General features: G+C 72.3%; 16 protein-coding genes. 12 read left to right on the top strand and 4 right to left on the bottom strand.

Going from position 1 to position 16,406, the window contains the following annotated elements; genetic code table 11:
* The first annotated feature begins 87 nt into the window (after positions 1-87).
* From ACIP4P_RS32315 to ACIP4P_RS32265, 11 genes are all read left to right on the top strand, one after another.
* Positions 88-1,242, top strand: a complete 1,155-nt coding sequence (locus tag ACIP4P_RS32315; RefSeq protein ID WP_400924563.1) for a DUF692 family multinuclear iron-containing protein — start codon at positions 88-90, stop codon at positions 1,240-1,242.
* Positions 1,242-2,060 carry a DUF692 family multinuclear iron-containing protein gene (locus ACIP4P_RS32310; protein ID WP_400924561.1) on the top strand — a complete coding sequence of 273 codons (819 nt, stop codon included), beginning with the start codon at positions 1,242-1,244 and terminating at the stop codon, positions 2,058-2,060. The genes ACIP4P_RS32315 and ACIP4P_RS32310 overlap by 1 nt, the downstream gene beginning before the upstream one ends.
* Positions 1,999-2,541, top strand: coding sequence for a hypothetical protein (locus ACIP4P_RS32305; protein ID WP_400924559.1), 543 nt, complete (start codon positions 1,999-2,001; stop codon positions 2,539-2,541). The genes ACIP4P_RS32310 and ACIP4P_RS32305 overlap by 62 nt, the downstream gene beginning before the upstream one ends.
* Positions 2,538-3,881, top strand: a complete 1,344-nt coding sequence (locus ACIP4P_RS32300) for an MATE family efflux transporter (RefSeq protein WP_400924557.1) — start codon at positions 2,538-2,540, stop codon at positions 3,879-3,881. The genes ACIP4P_RS32305 and ACIP4P_RS32300 overlap by 4 nt, the downstream gene beginning before the upstream one ends.
* An 816-nt stretch (positions 3,882-4,697) precedes the next feature.
* Positions 4,698-4,919: a hypothetical protein gene (locus ACIP4P_RS32295; RefSeq protein ID WP_400924555.1), complete on the top strand. Its 222-nt coding sequence runs from the start codon at positions 4,698-4,700 to the stop codon at positions 4,917-4,919.
* A gap of 99 nt (positions 4,920-5,018) precedes the next feature.
* A complete protein-coding gene (locus ACIP4P_RS32290; protein ID WP_400924553.1) occupies positions 5,019-5,927 on the top strand; it encodes a hypothetical protein in 909 nt (302 codons plus the stop codon).
* A complete protein-coding gene (locus ACIP4P_RS32285; protein ID WP_400924551.1) occupies positions 5,924-6,445 on the top strand; it encodes a hypothetical protein in 522 nt (173 codons plus the stop codon). The genes ACIP4P_RS32290 and ACIP4P_RS32285 overlap by 4 nt, the downstream gene beginning before the upstream one ends.
* Positions 6,446-6,602: 157 nt before the next feature.
* On the top strand, positions 6,603-8,108 hold the full coding sequence (locus ACIP4P_RS32280; RefSeq protein ID WP_400924549.1) for a peptidoglycan-binding protein: 1,506 nt from the start codon (positions 6,603-6,605) through the stop codon (positions 8,106-8,108).
* Positions 8,105-8,818 (top strand): ABC transporter ATP-binding protein, encoded by a 714-nt coding sequence (locus ACIP4P_RS32275; protein ID WP_400924547.1) that lies wholly within the window; start codon positions 8,105-8,107, stop codon positions 8,816-8,818. The genes ACIP4P_RS32280 and ACIP4P_RS32275 overlap by 4 nt, the downstream gene beginning before the upstream one ends.
* A complete protein-coding gene (locus ACIP4P_RS32270; RefSeq protein ID WP_400924545.1) occupies positions 8,815-10,080 on the top strand; it encodes an ABC transporter permease in 1,266 nt (421 codons plus the stop codon). Before ACIP4P_RS32275 ends, ACIP4P_RS32270 begins: the two co-directional genes overlap by 4 nt.
* A gap of 466 nt (positions 10,081-10,546) precedes the next feature.
* Positions 10,547-11,434 (top strand): LLM class flavin-dependent oxidoreductase, encoded by an 888-nt coding sequence (locus ACIP4P_RS32265; RefSeq protein WP_400924543.1) that lies wholly within the window; start codon positions 10,547-10,549, stop codon positions 11,432-11,434.
* 34 nt (positions 11,435-11,468) lie between these two features.
* On the opposite strand, the gene ACIP4P_RS32260 is transcribed toward ACIP4P_RS32265, so the two are convergent.
* Complete coding sequence (locus tag ACIP4P_RS32260) at positions 11,469-11,690, bottom strand: hypothetical protein (RefSeq protein ID WP_350517743.1); 222 nt, start codon at positions 11,688-11,690, stop codon at positions 11,469-11,471.
* Positions 11,691-11,844: 154 nt separating this feature from the next.
* On the opposite strand from ACIP4P_RS32260, the gene ACIP4P_RS32255 reads away from it, so the two are divergent.
* Positions 11,845-12,693, top strand: coding sequence for an HAD family hydrolase (locus ACIP4P_RS32255; RefSeq protein ID WP_400924540.1), 849 nt, complete (start codon positions 11,845-11,847; stop codon positions 12,691-12,693).
* A 48-nt stretch (positions 12,694-12,741) separates the two neighbouring features.
* Here the strand turns inward: ACIP4P_RS32255 and ACIP4P_RS32250 are convergent, their stop codons facing one another.
* The 3 genes from ACIP4P_RS32250 to ACIP4P_RS32240 all read right to left on the bottom strand — a co-directional run bounded on the left by ACIP4P_RS32250 (position 12,742) and on the right by ACIP4P_RS32240 (position 16,384).
* The gene (locus tag ACIP4P_RS32250) at positions 12,742-13,518 is read right to left on the bottom strand and encodes a phosphate ABC transporter ATP-binding protein (protein ID WP_350517776.1); all 777 of its coding nucleotides are present in this window, start codon (positions 13,516-13,518) and stop codon (positions 12,742-12,744) included.
* Positions 13,519-13,643: 125 nt separating this feature from the next.
* On the bottom strand, positions 13,644-14,570 hold the full coding sequence (locus ACIP4P_RS32245; RefSeq protein ID WP_400924538.1) for a sortase: 927 nt from the start codon (positions 14,568-14,570) through the stop codon (positions 13,644-13,646).
* Entirely contained in the window at positions 14,567-16,384 is a 1,818-nt protein-coding gene (locus ACIP4P_RS32240) for a substrate-binding domain-containing protein (protein ID WP_400924536.1), read from the bottom strand. Before ACIP4P_RS32240 ends, ACIP4P_RS32245 begins: the two co-directional genes overlap by 4 nt.
* Between the last annotated feature and the right edge of the window lie 22 nt (positions 16,385-16,406).

The raw sequence follows: 16,406 nt of genomic DNA, 5'->3' as shown, positions 1-16,406 counted from the left end.
CTACAACAAGGGCTGAGTCATCGGGTGGGCGCGCCCCGGAAACGGGGCGCGCCCCCGCCGTCCCCGGAAGCAGGTGGAGAGAAAGAAATGCAAGCGACAGTTCTGCCGGTCCGCGACGACCTGCTCCGCGTGGGCGGGTCGTTCACCCCGGGATTCCTCGACCCGGACCCGTCCCGGCGGCTCGCCATCGTCGGCGAGAACCCCTTCCTGGAATTCGGGTTCAACGAGTGGCGGAAGTGGGAGGGCCTCGACGGGGTGCCGGAGGTCCCCGAGTTCTCCCTGCACCTGGGGCGCACCGCGATCTGCGAGGGCCCGCGGGAGCAGGCCCGCTACATCGACTACGTGATGGACCAGTCGGCCACCCGCCGCAACAAGCCGACCTCCATCGGGGTCCACGTCACCGGCGACCGGGCCCTGGGCGGCGGTTCGTTCGGACTCCACTCGTACTTCACCGGCACCAAGGAGGAGGAGGACCGCGCCGTCCGCTTCCTCACCGACCTCCACCGGACCTCGGGCCTGCCCGTCTGGGTGGAGAACGCCAACTGCTACTCCGCCTCCGCCCGGGGCATCCTGGACGCCTGGCAGGCGGTGACCCGCATCTGCGAGAACACCGGCACCGGCCTCATCGTCGACCTGGCCCACCTCTACATCGACGCCGTCAACTGCGGTGTCCCCGTGGAGGTCCTGCTCGGCGCGATCCCGTGGTCCCAGGTGGTCGAACTGCACCTGTCGGGCATCCGCACGGGACGGGACGGCACCCTCCACGACGGCCACTCCGTGGCGGTCCACGAAGGCGTGTGGTCGCTGCTGGACACCGTGCTGGACCAACGGCTGCTCACGGACACCCAGCCCGTCACCGTGATCGTCGAACACGCGGACCTCACCTGGACGGACCGGCCGGACCAGTACTACGCCGACTTCGCCCGGGCGGCATCGGCCCTGGAGCGGCACCGGTCGGCGGGAGCCGCGGGAGCCGGGGAGAAGGAGCCGCACGACTACGGCGTCCCCTACTGCCGCGCCTACCTCCGCCAGCTGTGCAAGGGCTGGATCCCGGGCCTCGCGGAGGCCTCCGAACAGCGCGGCCTGTCCTACGTCGACCTGTTCGACCGGTGGGTGGACGACGTCCGCGGCCGCGGCAAGCGCATCGTCCTCAACCTCGACGAGATCCCGCCGGCCGAACGCCCCGGCGCGGTCAGCGCCCCCCAGGACCTGCTGGCCTACGCCAAGGAGGCGCTGCGCTGATGCTGATCGGTGTCAATGTGACCTCGCCGGACACCCTGGAGATGGCCTGCGGGCTGCGCGACTCCGGTCACGTCGACTTCGTCGAGGTCCTGATCGACGGCTTCGCCCACCTCGACCCGAAGGAGTTCCGCCGCACGGTCGGCGACCTCCCGGTCGGCTGCCACATCATGCTCTCCCGGTTCCTCGACCCGGACCGGGCGCGCCTCGACCACTACCTGGACCTGGTGAACCGGTGGCGGGCGAACTGCGGCCTGCTCTACGTCAGCGACCACATCGCCCACTTCTCCCACAACGGCCAGCCGCTGTCCCTCGCCATGGAGGTGGACTACCACGCCTGGCAGCCGGTGATCGACTCCGTGCGCGCCTGGCAGGAGGAGCTCGGCACCGTCCTCGCCGTGGAGAACTTCCCCTCGCAGGCGCCCTCCGACATCCCCCAGGCCCGCGCCTACGCCGAACTCGTCGAGGCCACCGGCTGCGAGGTCCTCATGGACGTGTCCAACGCGGTGGTCGCCCAGCTCAACACCGGGCAGCCCGCCGCCGCGTGGGCCGACGTGCCGGGCGTGGGCCGACGGTTCCACCTGGCCGGCTACAGCCCCTCCCCGACCTCCGACTCGCTCGTCATCGACAGCCACGACTCCCCCGTCAGCGACGACACCCTCGCGCTGGTCGCGACGTTCGCCGGCCGCGCCGCACCGGACGCCACGCTCGTCGTCGAACGCGACGCCAACCACGACCTGGACGAATGGAGAACGGACCTTGACCGCACCCGCGCCGCAGTCGTCGCGGCTCGACGCCTGCATCAGCCCCACCGCGCGTGACTCCCTCGTCCCGGGCTCCCGTGACCGGCTGATCGCCCAGGAATCGCTCCGCATCCGCTGGCACCAGCTCTTCGACCGCATCCCGCGGCTGGCCGAACGCCTGCCGGACACCACCGACCTCTACGAGGCCTTCCTCGACTGGGCGGTGGCCGCGGGCCGGCGGCTGGACTGGCGCATGCACCTGCACTTCCTCGAATTCCTGGACGGCCGGGGCATCGCCCTGCGACCGCAGGACCACGTCGAACTGCTCGCGGCCTCGGCCGCCCGCTGGTTCGCCTCGCCGGAGCACCGGCACCGCGGCCTGGCCCTCACCACCGGGACCACCGCCCCCAAGGTCGTCGTGGCGCTCAAGGGGCGCATCCCCCTGGAGCGCGGCCGGGTGAAGCTCGCCGAGGTGCCGGGGCTGGACCCGGCACCGGGCATCCGGTGGTCGCTGTCCCGTTCCGGCGACTTCGCCGTCCTCACCTGGAGCCCGCTGTGACCGGCGCGACCGCCCCCACCCCGGCACTGGGCCGACGCGTCCTCGCCCTGATGGGCCCGATGATGGTCGCGTCCGTCATGGGCCAGGCCATCGCCCAGACCGACCTGTGGGTGATCAGCACCCTGGGCGAACAGGCCGTGGCCGCCGCCGCCCTGCCGCAGCGGCTGCTCCTGCTCGACTCGATCACCGCCATGGCGATGGGCCCCGTCGTCGGACTGTCCGTGGCCGGGGCCCGGTCCGCGCACGCCCGCCGACGGGCGGTGCAGGGCGGGCTGGTCGGTGCCGCGGCCGCCGGACTGCTGGTCGCGGCGATCGGCCTGGCCGTGCTGCCGTACCTGGTGGACACCCTGCCCGCCGCACCGGGCATCCGCGACGACACCCGGTCGGCCCTGTTCTGGCTGCTGGCGGCCGCCCCGGTCCGCCTCGCCCAGTTCGTCGGCGCCATGGCCCTCTTCGCGCTCCGGCGCTCGCGCCCGCTGCTCACCCTGTACGGCGTGGCCGTCGTCGCCAACGCCGCACTCGACTGGTTCCTCGTGCACGGGGCCGGACTGGGCTTCGCCGGCGCCTACGCCGCGACCTCCGCCATCGCCGCCCTCGAATGCGCCGTCACCGTCTGGCTGTTGCGCGACCACCTGTCCCGCGCCCTCCGGCTCCGCGACAGCGCCCGCTGGCTGCGCCAGGTGGCGCGCACCATGCTCACCGAGTGGGGGCACATGCTCTCGGTGATCGGCTTCGACCTGCTGCTGGTCCTCGCACTGACCCTCAGGGCCTCGTGGGACGACCGGCTCGCCGCGTTCTCCGCCGGGGCCGTCCTCACCGCGACCCTGCACATCCCGATCACGGCCATGGTCAACGCGACCGGCATGGTCTGCACGGACGCGACCCCCTCCACCCGGGACTGGCGGAACCTGCGCGGCGGCGTGCTGGCCGTGTCCGCGACCGTCGGCGCCCTCGTCGCGGGCGCGGCCTGGACGGTGCTGCCCGGCTTCTACGGCCTGCACGGCACGGCCGCGACCTGGTTCACCTGGCTGATGGTCGCCCAGGCCGCCGCCCTCCCCCTCCGCCTCCTCGCCGCCACCGCCGAAGGCCGGCACAAGGCCGCCGACCGCTTCGGGGTGGTGCTGCGCCTGCGGCTGCTCCAGGAGTTCGGCATCGCCCTGCCGGTCTTCCTCGCGGGCCTGCTGACGGACAACGCGGTCCTCGCCTGGTCGGGCATCGTGCTGGGCTGCGCGGTCAACTACCGGCTGCTCCGAGCCCCCGCACCCCGCCGCCCACCGGGCCTGCCCTTCGGCGTCCGGCCCGCCGCCCGGGCCGACGGGAAGAGCCTGAGCCCTTCCTGAGCCCCACGGCGGCGGGCTCGGATCCGAAGGCGACGGCGGGAACCGGACATTGGGGACGCGTTCCGACTTAGATCCCATAAAACCCAAGTATCGACCACGCATTAAAGCGTCATATTTCGGTCATCCGAACGTGAAGCCGGCTCCAAGGGATGGCAATGACACAGCTCGTATGCGGTCTCTACTCCTTCACTGTTGCTACCGGACGTCCCGCTTCCACCGAAACGCCCGGCCGTCAGGTCCGGAACTTCCCGCCAGGACCGTGGTCTCGCTCGATCTCCCATCACCGTCACCTCGAAGCACCGACACATCGGTAATGAGCCATTCGGCGCCGAACTTCCATGGCCCGTGAAGCACTAGGAGGGGAGGTTCTATTGGGCCACGAGCTGATCGCCGACGCTCGCGCAGGGCATCGAGCAGCGCGATTGATCGGTTTGGTACGGATTCCGATCGTCTGCACTCGATGCGACCCGTAAGCAACTTCATCCGGATTCGATCTGCCGTCGAACGGTCGCCGGATCGCCCTTCGGTGGCGGCTTGTTGGCATCGCCCAGCGCAAAATCTCGTTGTCCTCGATCGCGACGTCGCGCCATTCTCACCGCAAGCGAACATGCATGCTATTCGGCGGGCTCGCCCGCACGTGTTTGCCCTTGAGGGCCCCTACCAATGGGCAGGGGCCAAGGCGAGAGCTGGGGAGTGATCATGCGAAGGATGGCAACCGCTGTAGCAACAGCGATGTTGAGCCTCGCGGCAGTCGGTATCGGAAACGGGACGGCCCAAGCGGATGCCTGGGGCGGCTACGACACCCGAGACGGTGGAGTGGGCCTTCGGAGCTGCTCGACGCTGAGCTGCACCCTGAAGGGCCGCGGTTACGCGGACCAGAAGGCGAACATGTTGTGCTGGGGCTTCGGGCAGACCATCAACGGCGACCCCAAGTGGAACCACCTGGACCACTACCTGGCCGACGGCAGCTACTTCGGCGACGCCTTCAGCGCCCAGAACTACCTCTGGTGGAACGGCGTGGTTCCCCCCTGCAGGTAGTCGGAGGAGATCTGTCGTGGCCCCGCCCTCTCCGGCGGGGCCACGACGGTGCGAGACTTGCGTCGACAGGCGGCGTCAAACATGAAGGTGGCGTGCGGAATGCGGATGAGCAGGGCTCAAGTCATCATCTCTGCAGTGGCTTTAGCGGTGCTCGCCGCAGGCTGCAGCAAGGACACGAAGGCAGGCGGTGAATCCGACATCGTGGGCGAGCCCGCCATCGCGCAGATCGGCGCGGACCCGGCGGACGGCTCGCCGGTGGCCCATCCGCTGGACGGCTACTCGGTAGGGGCAGAGGAGTCCGCGCTGATCTTCCGGGCCATGGGCCAGGCCACCCGGACCTGCATGACCGCCAAGGGGTTCGACTACGACCCCGGGCCGGAGTCGACACCTCCCCCACCGAATCCCATCGACACCTCGCTCCTGGGCCTGGTCTCCGTCTCCGCCGCGCAGCAGACCGGGTACCACCGGCCGCCCAGGCCGACAGGCGGCACCTCCGGTACGGGGGATCCGGCCGGGGAGGGCCCCGAATACCAGAAGGCCCTGATGGGGGATCGTGGGACCAAGGCCGGTGCGGCCGATCCGAAGGCCGACCGGGGCTGCAGGGGAGAGTTCGAACGGCAGCTCCAGGCGGAGGGAGTCAAGAACACCGCCTCGGACTTGGTCGGCACCCTGCGTGGGAAGGCGTACGACCACGCCGCCGTCGACAGCCGGGTCCGTGCCTCGCTCGCGGACTGGCAGAACTGCATGACCAAGCGGGGTTACGACTATGCGAATCCGGTGCAGGCGAGTTCGGCGGCCTGGCCGGAGCAGGTGTCGCAAGGGGAGCGGGACACGGCGGTCGCCGACATGAACTGCAAGGAGCAGGTGAAGCTGCTGGCCACCTGGAATGCCGTACTGAACGCCTACCAGCAGGTGTACATCGGCAGGAACGAGCAGGCCCTCCAAGCGGACAGGGAGATCTCCCAGCAGCGGATCGCCGCGGCCAAGAAGCTGCTGGGCCAGTCATGAAGACTGTGGCAGCCGGCCGTCACCGTGGCCGGCTCCTGCTGCTCGTCCTGGCCGTCCTCGCCGTCGTCGGATTCGTCGGGACGCTCGCCGCGAACCGGTCGACCGTCGGGAGCGGTGAGGCGTTCACGGGCGAAAGACTGCGTGTCCAGCAGGACTACAGTGACTACTGGAAGGCGATGCTGGTGGCCAATGAGTCCGGTGACGGCTCGGCACTGGCCGACCACGCAGCGGGTGAACAACTGGAGATCCTGCATGCGAACCTGAGCGCCCTGACCGGCGCCGGGCTTGTTGCCAAAGGGTCCGTCGATCACCGGATCCGCAGCATCACGGTGGACGGGAAGCTGGCAACCCTGGTGGATTGCATCGACGTCAGCCAGTGGATCCAGTACCAGGCGCGAAGCGGAAGGGTTCAGCCCGGCCAGTTGACGGATCGTCCGAAGCAGCTGGCGAGTTACACCTTCGCGCCCAGGGACGGCCGCTGGCTGGTGACACGGAGCGAGGTACTGTCGGAGTGCTGACGGTGGACCAAGGGTGGCCCTCGTGATTGTCGCGATGCCAACTCCGGTTCGTTGTAGGCCGATTGTCTCCACCCCAGTACGTCTCGACGACATCCGGTAGGTCATGCTCTTCCCGAGGGGCACCACCATGGAGGAGGCACCGTTGACCACGACGACGATGAGCACTGACGACGACATAGCCCAGCCTCTTCCGTCGCCCCCGCCCGCCCGGTCACGGGCCGCGCGGCGCAGGCGGGTGCTGCTGGGAGTGGCACTGGTCGCCGCGCTGGTCGCCGTGGGCGGGGTGGGGGCGGCAACGCTGGTGAAGTCCCCGGCGGAGCGGGCCGCGCAGACCGCGCCGCCGCCGAACAGCCTGCTCACCGTGCCGGTGGTCAGCCAGGTGCTGACGCCCTCGATCACGGCCCGCGCGGTGGTGTACCCGCCCGCGCAGTACAACGTCGCCCCGGTCGCCGCTTCGTCCGAGGTGACCGCCCTGTTCGTCTCCAAGCTGGCCGTGAAGCAGGGGGACCCGGTCGCGGCCGGCAAGCTGCTCGCCGAGGTGTCCGGGCAGCCGCTGTTCGCCCTGCCCGGGGCGGTGCCCGCGTTCCGTGACCTGAAGCCGGGCAGCACCGGCCCCGACGTGGCCGAACTCCAGGACGCTCTGGCCGGACTGGGGCACGGCATCGGCGGGGACGACAAGGGGACGTACGGACCGGGTACGGCCGCCGCGGTGTCGGCCTTCTACCGCGGGCTCGGCTACCCGGTGCCGACCACCGGCGCCACCACCCAGCAGGCCGTGGACACCGCCCAGAAGGCAGTGGACACAGACAGGCAGACGGTGGACGGCCTCACGGAGAGGAAGAAGGCGGGCACCACCCAGCCGCCGACGGCGACCACTGCGCCGCAGGCCCAGCAGCCACTCCCGTCCGGCGACCTCGACCAGCAACTCGCCGACGCGAAAAAGCAGTTGGCCACCGACCAGGCTGCCCTCGCCAGGGCCAGGGCCGCCAACGGCCCGATGGTCCCGGCCGCCCACGTGCTGTTCCTGCCCACCCTCCCCGCCACCGTCACCGCCGTCAACGGCGCGGTCGGCTCGCCGGTCGCCGGCACCCTCCTCTCGCTCACCAGCGGCGGCCTGGCCGCGACCGGGCAGCTCACCCCGGCCCAGGCGGCGGGTGTGCAACCGGGCATGGCCGTCGAACTGCTCGCCGAGGACACCAACACCACCGTCCCCGGCACCGTCGCCGAGGTCGGCACCCCGACCAGCACCCCACCGGCCGGCAGGGTCATCCCCCTCGGCGGCGCGGCGGGCACCGGCAAGAGCGGCCCCGACGGCGGCACAGCCCCCAACAGCCAGCCCGGCCAGCCCAACGGCCAACCCGGCGCACCGAGTTACGTCCCGGTGACGATCACCACCAACACCCCGCTGCCCGCCGCGATGAGCGGCAAGAACGTCCGGCTCACCGTCCTCAAGGCCAAAGTGGGCGCCCCCGTCACCGCCGTCCCGATCGCCGCGGTCTCCACCAACGCGGCCGGCCGCACCTCCGTCACCACGGTGGACGCGGCCGGAAACCGCACCACCGTCCCGGTCACCACCGGCGTCACCGCGGACGGCCTCGTGGCCGTCACCCCCGCCGAGGGCGCAAACCTCAAAGCCGGCGACCACGTGGTGGTCGGCAAATGACCGAACCCACCACCCGGCCCGGCGACAAGCCCGTCATCGCCCTGCACGGCGTCGGCCGCACCCACCCCGGCCGCCCACCCGTGGTCGCCCTGCGCCCCACCGACCTGACCGTCCACCGCGGCGAGTACCTGGCCGTCACCGGCCCCTCCGGCTCCGGCAAGTCCACCCTGCTGCACCTGCTCGGCCTGCTCGACACCCCCACTATCGGCCGCTACGAACTGGACGGCATCGACACCGGAGGCCTGCGCGACAAGGACCGCTCCACGCTGCGCGGGCACCGGATCGGCTTCGTCTTCCAGTCTTTCCACCTGCTCCCGCACCGCACCGCCGAGGAGAACGTCGCCCTCGCCCAGGTCTACAACCGCACCCCGCGCCGAGCCCGCAGCGCCGCCGCCGTGGACGCGCTGCGCCTGGTCGGCCTCGGCCATCGAACGGACGCCCTACCCGGCACCATGTCCGGCGGCGAACGCCAGCGGGTGGCGATCGCGCGCGCCCTGGTGAACCGGCCCAGCCTGCTGCTCTGCGACGAGCCGACCGGCAACCTGGACTCGGCCAACGCCGGGGCGGTGCTCGTCCAGTTCGACGCACTGCACGAGCAGGGCTACACCCTGGTCGTCATCACCCACGACCCGACCGTGGCCGCCCGAGGCCAGCGCCGGGTGAGCATCCACGACGGCGTGCTCAGCGAGGCGGGAGCACCCGTCCGGTGATCCGCATCCGACGACGCGGCGGAGCCGTGCTCCCCGAACCACCCTCCCACCTGAGCACGCACGACCTGCTCTCCGAGGCCCTGTCCGGCATCCTCCAGCGCCCGGGCCGCTCGGTGCTCACCATGCTCGGCACGGTGCTCGGCATCGGCGCCTTCGTCGCCGTCCTCGGCCTCACCGCGACCGCCACCGGCCAGATCGGCGAGCGGTTCAGTCTCACCAAGGCCACCACCGTCACCGTGACCGACCAGCCGCGCACCGACGGCGTCGCCCCCGGCACCAACCCGCCCAGCGACTTCCCCGCCGACGCCGACCACCGGATCGCCGCGATCGACGGCGTCCGAGCCGGCGGCGTCTGGTGGCCCGTACCCGGCGCCCCCACCCTCGCCCGCCGCCCGGACGGCCCCGACGAGGGCACCGGCCTGTCCGTCCTGGCCGCCACCCCGGGCGCGGTCGCCGCGATGGAACCGACCCTGACCGCCGGGGTCACCCTGGACGACTTCGTCCAGAAGACCGCGCAGCCGGTGGTCCTGCTCAGCGAGGCCACCGCCAAACGCCTCGGGGTCAGCCGCCTGGACGCCCAGCCCGCCGTCTTCATCGATCGGCTCCCGTACACCGTGGTCGGGATCTACGCGGACGTCCAACGCCAGCCTGGCGCCCTGCTGAGCCTGCTCATCCCGGCGAGCACAGCGCTGGAGCGGTACGGCAACCCCGCCCCGCAACCGGACCGCGGCGCCCAGGCGCTGGTCGCCACCCGGATCGGCGCCGCCCCCGTGGTGGCGGCCCAACTCCCGCTCGCCCTACGCCCGGACGCCCCCGGTGCGTTCACCGTCATCCCCCCGCCGGACCCGCACAGCCTCCAGGACACCGTGACCTCCGACCTGACCGGACTCTTCCTGGCACTGGCCGGGATCTGCCTGCTGGTCGGCGCTGTCGGCATCGCCAACACCACCCTGGTCGCCGTCCTGGAACGGACCCAGGAGATCGGCCTGCGCCGCTCCCTGGGCGCCCGCACCGGCCACATCGCGGCCCAGTTCCTCACGGAGTCGACGGCCCTGGGCACCCTCGGCGGCCTGATCGGCACCGGCCTCGGCGTGGTCACCGTGGTCTCCGTCGCCGCCGCCCGCGACTGGACCGCCGTCCTCCAACCCGCAACCACCCTGCCCGCCCCGCTCATCGGCACCGTCGTCGGCCTCCTGGCCGGCCTCTACCCCGCCGTCCGCGCCGCCCGCACCGACCCGCTGAAGGCACTGAGAAGCACATAGGCGAGGTCTCCGGCACCCTCCCGCGCGTGTGGGAAGAGCCTGACTCCGTCGACCGGGCCGGGCCGGGCCGGGGGCAAGACTACGGGTCGGCTGAGGACACGCCGGTCTTCTTGCACCGATGCGCAGGGCCGGGCCTCGCCGGGCCAGCGCACGTTCACGGCCGTCACGAAGGAGATCCGGGTCAACCACGAGACCCCGCGGAATCGGGTGAGAGCCGTCGATGCCGAGCCGTCGTCGACCACACGCGCACCCGACTCATGGCCGACGCGCTCGAAGCCTCGGTCGCGGCCCGCGGCGGCCGGGCCGACGGCGTGGTCCTCCACTCGGACAGGGGCTCGTCAGCGGCGGAGCGGACGTAGCGACTGCAGGTGCCGCGCGCGTCAGGGCCGCCTCGCACTCGTGCTCACACGGCTGTCTGAGGCGCATGCCCGACGCACGACCGGTGCCTCCGGCTAGGGTCGACGGCATGCGACTGAGCACCGTGATCCTCCCCATCCACCGGTGGAGCGAGGGACAGAAGATCTGGCGGCGGGCCGAGGACCTCGGCTTCCACGCCGCGTACACCTACGACCACCTGAGCTGGCGGTCGTTCCGCGAGGAGCCGTGGTTCGGGTCGGTGCCGACCCTGACGGCGGCGGCCTGCGCGACCGAGCGGCTGCGGCTGGGCACGCTGGTCACCTCGCCGAACTTCCGGCACCCGGTGACGCTGGCGAAGGAGCTGATCAGCCTGGACGACGTGTCCGGCGGGCGGATCACGCTGGGGATCGGGGCCGGCGGGACGGGCTACGACGCGACGGCGATGGGGCAGCAGGCGTGGTCGCCGAAGGAGCGGGCGGACCGCTTCGGGGAGTTCCTGCCGCTGCTGGACGAGCTGTTGAGGAATGACGCGACGACGCGCGAGGGGGCGTACTACTCGGCGGTCGAGGCCCGGAACATCCCCGGGTGCGTGCAGACGCCCCGGGTGCCGTTCTACGTCGCCGCGGCCGGTCCGCGCGGGATGCGGCTGGCGGCCGAGTACGGGCAGGGCTGGGTGACCTACGGCGACCCGAAGGGGCCGGCGGAGGTGCCGGTGGAGCAGGCGCCCGGGGTGATCGCCGCGCAGATCGCGAAGCTGACCGCCGCCTGCGAGACCAAGGGCCGGGACGTGGCGACGCTGGAGAAGATGCTGCTCCAGGGCTCGACCGCGGAGAAGCCGCTGCAGTCGCTGGACGCCTTCGTGGACTGGGCCGGGACGTACCGGGAGCTGGGGATCACCGAGCTGGTGATCCACTGGCCGGTGCCGGACTCGATCTACGCCAACGACCTCGCGGTGTTCGAGCGGATCGCGACCGAGGGCCTGGCGCAGCTCGGCTGAGCACGGTCGGCGTCGGTCGGGCGTCGGTCGGGGGTCAGGGGTGCGGGCGGGTGCGCTGGGCCGGGAGGCTCGGGGCCGGGTCCGGGGTGCGGCGGGCGAGCTCGGCGAGGGTGTGGAAGAGGACCTCGCCGAGCAGGACCGGCTCGCGGGAGGCGGTCCGCGGGCCCGGGGCGTCCCGGGCGTCCTGGACGTCCTGGGCGGGGTCCGGAGGAGGGAGGGTCGGGTGCGGCTCGTCACGGAGTTGGCGAGTGGGCATGGCTCTTCCTGCCGACGGGGTGGCCGACCGGAGTCCTGCCCGCCGGGCCGCACCGACACCCCGGAGCGGGGCGAATCGGCCGGAAACGGCGGACGAAGGGCCGGAACCCGTCCCTACGGTCATCGCCGCCCGCGGCGGTGACCGGGCGGGCGCGATGGGCGAAGATGGACCGGTGACCGAACCCCGCACCGCTCCCCGTCTCATCGCCACCGACCTGGACGGCACCCTGCTGTGCTCCGGCGGCACCGTCAGCGATCGCACCGCCGCGGCCCTGGCGGCGGCCGAGGCGGCCGGGGTGCGGGTGGTGTTCGTGACCGGGCGGCCGCCGCGCTGGATGCAGCAGTTGAGCCCGCACATCGGCGGTCACGGGGTGGCGATCTGCTCCAACGGCGGCGCGATCGTGGACGTGCACCGCGGCGGCGAGCTGATCGAGTACTTCCCGATGGCGACGGAGACCGCGCTGGCCGTGGTCGAGACGCTGCGGGCCAAGCTGCCCGGCAGCGCGTTCGCCTTCGAGTACGCGGACGGCTGGGCCCGCGAGCCCGAGTACGCGGTGCCGATGTGGGGCGACGACGAGGTCCGCGCGATCGGCCCGGCGGAGGAGCTGCTCGGGCCCGACGGCCCGGTGCGGGGCCTGTTCAAGCTGCTGGCCAAGCACCCGGAGCTGGGCCCGGACGCCTTCCTCGCCGAGGCCCGGACCGCCGCCGGGCACCTGGCCGAGATCACCCGCTCCTCGCCGATCTCGCTGCTGGAGATCAGCGCGCCCGGCGTCACCAAGGCCAGCACGCTGGCCCGTTGGTGCGCCGAGCACGGGATCGACCGGTCCGAGGTGGTGGCCTTCGGCGACATGCCGAACGACCTGGAGATGCTGGCCTGGGCCGGAACCGCGTACGCCGTCGCCAACGCGCACCCCGAGGTGCTGGCGGCGGTGCCGCTGCACACGGTGAGCAACGAGGACGACGGCGTCGCGACGGTGCTGGAGGACCTGCTCCGGCTGCTCTAGGCCTCCGGCCGGTCCAGGAGTCCGGCTGCTCCGGAACTCCGACTGCGCTTAGCCGAAGCGGCCGTTGACGTAGTCGGAGGTCCGCTGGTCGCGCGGGCTGCCGAAGACCTGCTCGGTCGGCCCGGCCTCGACGATCCGGCCCGGGGTGTCGTGGGTGGCCAGGAAGAACGCGCAGGTCTGCGAGACGCGCTGGGCCTGCTGCATGTTGTGGGTGACGATCACGATGGTGAGCCGCCCGCGCAGTTCGGCGATGGTCTCCTCGACCCGGCGGGTGGAGGTCGGGTCGAGCGCGGAGCACGGCTCGTCCATCAGCAGGATGTCCGGCGAGACGGCCAACGACCGTGCGATGCACAGGCGTTGCTGCTGCCCGCCGGAGAGTGCGCCGCCCGGGGTGTGCAGCCGGGTGGACACCTCGTCCCAGAGTCCGGCCCGGCGCAGGCTGGTCTCCACCAGGTCCCGGCGCTCGTCCTTGGAGACCTTGATCCCGGCCAGCTTGAGCCCGCTGGAGACGTTGTCCTGGATGGACATCGCCGGGAACGGGTTGGGCCGCTGGAACACCATGCCGATCCGGCGCCGCACCTCGGCGGGGCGCCGGCCGGGCCGGTAGACGTCGTCCCCGTCCAGCAGCACCTCGCCGGCCAGCGCGGCGCCGCGCACCATCTCGTGCATCCGGTTGAGGATCCGCAGGTAGGTGGACTTGCCGCAGCCGGACGGGCCGATCAGCGCGGTGACCTCCCCGGCCGGCATCGCCAGCGAGACCCGCTCCAGCACCTTGCGGCTGCCGAACCAGGCGGAGACGTCCCGGGTCTCCAGCCCGGGCAGCACCCCGTCCCGGGGGTCGGCCGCCGGGGGGACCGGCGGGAGGGTGAGGGTGTCGGCGGCCGGGTCGACCGCCGCGGAGTGCGGCTGCTGGGTGGTGTCGGTCATCGGTACGGTCCTCCGGGCGCGCGTCAGTAGAGGTTGGGCAGCAGGGCGGCGGCGTTCTCGTAGACCGCCCAGAGCAGCGCGCCGACCACCGGCGCGGAGCTCAGGTAGGCGGTCGAGCGCCGCCAGTACCGGGCCAGCAGCAGGGCCCCGGCCACCGCGCCCAGCAGGCCGAGCGACCACAGCTGCAGCGTGGCCAGCGCGCCCTTGTCCGCGGCCAGCGCCTTGTCGTACGGGACGGTGGCCGGGCGGCCGCCGGGGTTCTGCTGCGGGTCGCCCTCCAGTCGGGCGCCGATCATCACGGTGGAGCCGGGGATCCAGTCGGAGTCGCCGGTGACCAGGACCAGCCGGTTGCGGGCCGGGTCGGTGATCGGGTGGTCGCCGTCGCCGTACACGTTGACCACGTAGGTGGCCTTGCCCTGACCGGTGGTGGTCTCGATCCGGTCGCCGACCCGCAGCTTGGACAGCTCGGCGAACGGCGCGCCGAAGGTGGCGCCCCGGCCGAACAGCACGGCCACCCCGCTCTGGCCGGGCAGCGCGGTGTCCCGGCGGTGGCCGGGGCCGCGCATCAGGTCCCGGCCGGTGGTGCCCTCGACCACCACGGTCTGGTGCAGCCCGATCGCCGGGATGTCCACCAGCGCCACCGGGTCGCCGTCGGCGGCCGAGCCGGTCGGGGCGACCGCCCGGGCGAGCTGGTCCTGGAAGGTCTTGTACGCCGTCGACTGGTAGTGCCGCTCCTGGATGTCCGAGAGCGTGAACAGGAAGCCGACGAAGCCGAGCACCAGCGCGGCCGCCAGGCTGACCGCCCAGGCGCCCTGGAGGAAGCGGCGCCGGGCCGGGCTGACCGCCGGGGCGGCCTTCGGCCCGGCGGCCGCGGGCGACTCCGCCCGGGCCGGGGCCTGCGGCTGGGCCGGGGCCTGGGCGAGCGACTTCTCCAGGACGGGAGCCGTCACGAGGCACCGCCCGAGCCCTTGCGCCGGCGCAGCAGCCGGCGGCCGAGCAGCGGCGGGACGAGCACCACGGCGAGCAGTTCCAGGGCGGTGAGGGAGGTCAGCATCCAGTCCTCCGGCTTGCCGCTCACGTCGACCACGTTGGCGGCGACGTCGGTGGAGCCGCCGCGGCCGCGCGCGACCACCTGGCCGGTCTGCGGGTCGACGGTGTCGGCGGAGCCGTCCCCGCCGTTGGGGTCGCCGGCCGCGGCGCCACCGGGCGCGTTGGGGTCGCCGGCCGCCGCGGCGCCACCGGTACCGCCGGCGTCGCCGTTGCCGCCCGACCCGCCGGAGCCGTTGCCGCCCGTGCCGCCGCCGCCCGAACCGCCGGCGCCACCACCACCGCTGCCGCCACCCGAGCCACCGGACCCGCCGGAACCGCCCGAACCACCGGACCCGCCCGAACCGGTCTTCACCGGCTGGCCGTTCTGCACGGTGCAGTCCAGCGGGGCGCCCTGCTTGTCGCAGGGGCTCGGCTGCGGCGCGTTCTTGAGGACGGTCAGCTCGGTGCCCGTGAAGGTCGGGTTGTTGCAGTTGGCCAGGGTGTCGGGGTCGACCGGACTGGCGTTGCCGGGGATCGACTTGGTCTGCAGCAGCCCGCCGCGGACCAGGTTGCGCGGGATCGGCGAGTAGCCGAGGCCGTCCGCCTCGCCCTGGCCCTCGCAGAGCACGTAGGCGAGGAAGCGGCTGAGCGCGCTGCCCTTGTCGTTGTTGAAGCGGCCCGGCGGGGGCAGCGCGGCGCCGGCCCGCGGCACGATCACGTAGCTGTAGCTGGAGATCGGGTACGAGCGCGGGTCGTCCATGGTGTAGACGCCGTCGAGGTTCTGCTGCAGGTAGTTCGGGTCGCTGGACGGGGTGTTGTCGTCCACACCGCGGATCTTGGCGGCGGTGAGCGCGATGGCCACGTTGGAGGCGGTCGGCAGCGAGTAGTAGCCGGCCGGGTTGAGCACCTTCACGACCGGCCAGTTGCTGCGCTTGGCGAAGGCGTACTCGTCGTAGCCGATGGTGCCGAGCCCGGAGGGCGCCTTGATGTAACCGGCGACGACGTCGGAGCCGTTCTGGGCGACCATCCGGCCGGCCGGCGGGAAGAACTCGGTGTAGTCACCGCAGGTGGTGCCGTTGACCGAGGAGCAGTAGGCGTCCCACTGGTCCTTGTGGGTGTGCTCCATCCAGCGGGTGAACTGGGCGGTGGCGCCGGAGCCGTCCGAGCGGACCACCGGGGTGATCGGCAGGCTGGGCAGCTGCTTGCCGTAGTCGGCGGTGACCTTCGGGTCGTTCCAGTTGGTGATCTTGTTGGTGAAGATGTCCACGATGGTCTGCGGGGACAGCCGCAGGTCGCGGACCTGCTTGCCGCCGACCACCAGGTTGTACATGAAGGTCGTGCCGCCGGCGGTGATCGGGATGTAGGAGAAGCCGTAGGTGGGCTTCTCCGCGCCGCCGGTGCCGCTCTGCTGGCCCGAGGAGTTGACGCCGGAGTCCTGGGTGGTGCGGAACGGCACGTCGGTGGCGGTGAAGTCGTCCTGCCCGAGGGTCCAGGAGTTGCGGCCGGCCGCCGAGCCGATCGGGTTGAAGCTGATCTGGATGCCCTGCGGCCCGACGTCCTGGCGCCACTGGTCGATGGCCGGACCGGCCCAGCTGGAACCGTCGGCGCTCAGCGCGACGGTCGCCGCGAACGCCCGCGATCCCGGCCCCAGCATCGGGGCGGCCGCGAGCAGGAACAGCGACATCAGCAGGGCGAACCCGCGGGCCACGGGGCGGCTTGCGGCCTCCCACGACATGAGAACTCCTCTGGGACGGAGG

The sequence above is a fragment of the Kitasatospora sp. NPDC089509 genome, from assembly GCF_044749365.1.
In the GTDB taxonomy this organism is placed as follows: Bacteria; Actinomycetota; Actinomycetes; order Streptomycetales; family Streptomycetaceae; genus Kitasatospora.
The sequence above is the reverse complement of the archived record's forward strand: the minus strand, read 5'-3'. Positions and strand labels throughout refer to the sequence as shown.

Coding starts and splice junctions, on each gene's coding strand:
- ACIP4P_RS32315 (WP_400924563.1), top strand. CDS start 88: ATGCAAGCGACAGTTCTGCCGGTCCGCGACGACCTGCTCCGCGTGGGC.
- ACIP4P_RS32310 (WP_400924561.1), top strand. CDS start 1,242: ATGCTGATCGGTGTCAATGTGACCTCGCCGGACACCCTGGAGATGGCC.
- ACIP4P_RS32290 (WP_400924553.1), top strand. CDS start 5,019: ATGCGGATGAGCAGGGCTCAAGTCATCATCTCTGCAGTGGCTTTAGCG.
- ACIP4P_RS32285 (WP_400924551.1), top strand. CDS start 5,924: ATGAAGACTGTGGCAGCCGGCCGTCACCGTGGCCGGCTCCTGCTGCTC.
- ACIP4P_RS32280 (WP_400924549.1), top strand. CDS start 6,603: ATGAGCACTGACGACGACATAGCCCAGCCTCTTCCGTCGCCCCCGCCC.
- ACIP4P_RS32275 (WP_400924547.1), top strand. CDS start 8,105: ATGACCGAACCCACCACCCGGCCCGGCGACAAGCCCGTCATCGCCCTG.
- ACIP4P_RS32265 (WP_400924543.1), top strand. CDS start 10,547: ATGCGACTGAGCACCGTGATCCTCCCCATCCACCGGTGGAGCGAGGGA.
- ACIP4P_RS32260 (WP_350517743.1), bottom strand. CDS start 11,690: ATGCCCACTCGCCAACTCCGTGACGAGCCGCACCCGACCCTCCCTCCT.
- ACIP4P_RS32255 (WP_400924540.1), top strand. CDS start 11,845: ATGGGCGAAGATGGACCGGTGACCGAACCCCGCACCGCTCCCCGTCTC.
- ACIP4P_RS32240 (WP_400924536.1), bottom strand. CDS start 16,384: ATGTCGTGGGAGGCCGCAAGCCGCCCCGTGGCCCGCGGGTTCGCCCTG.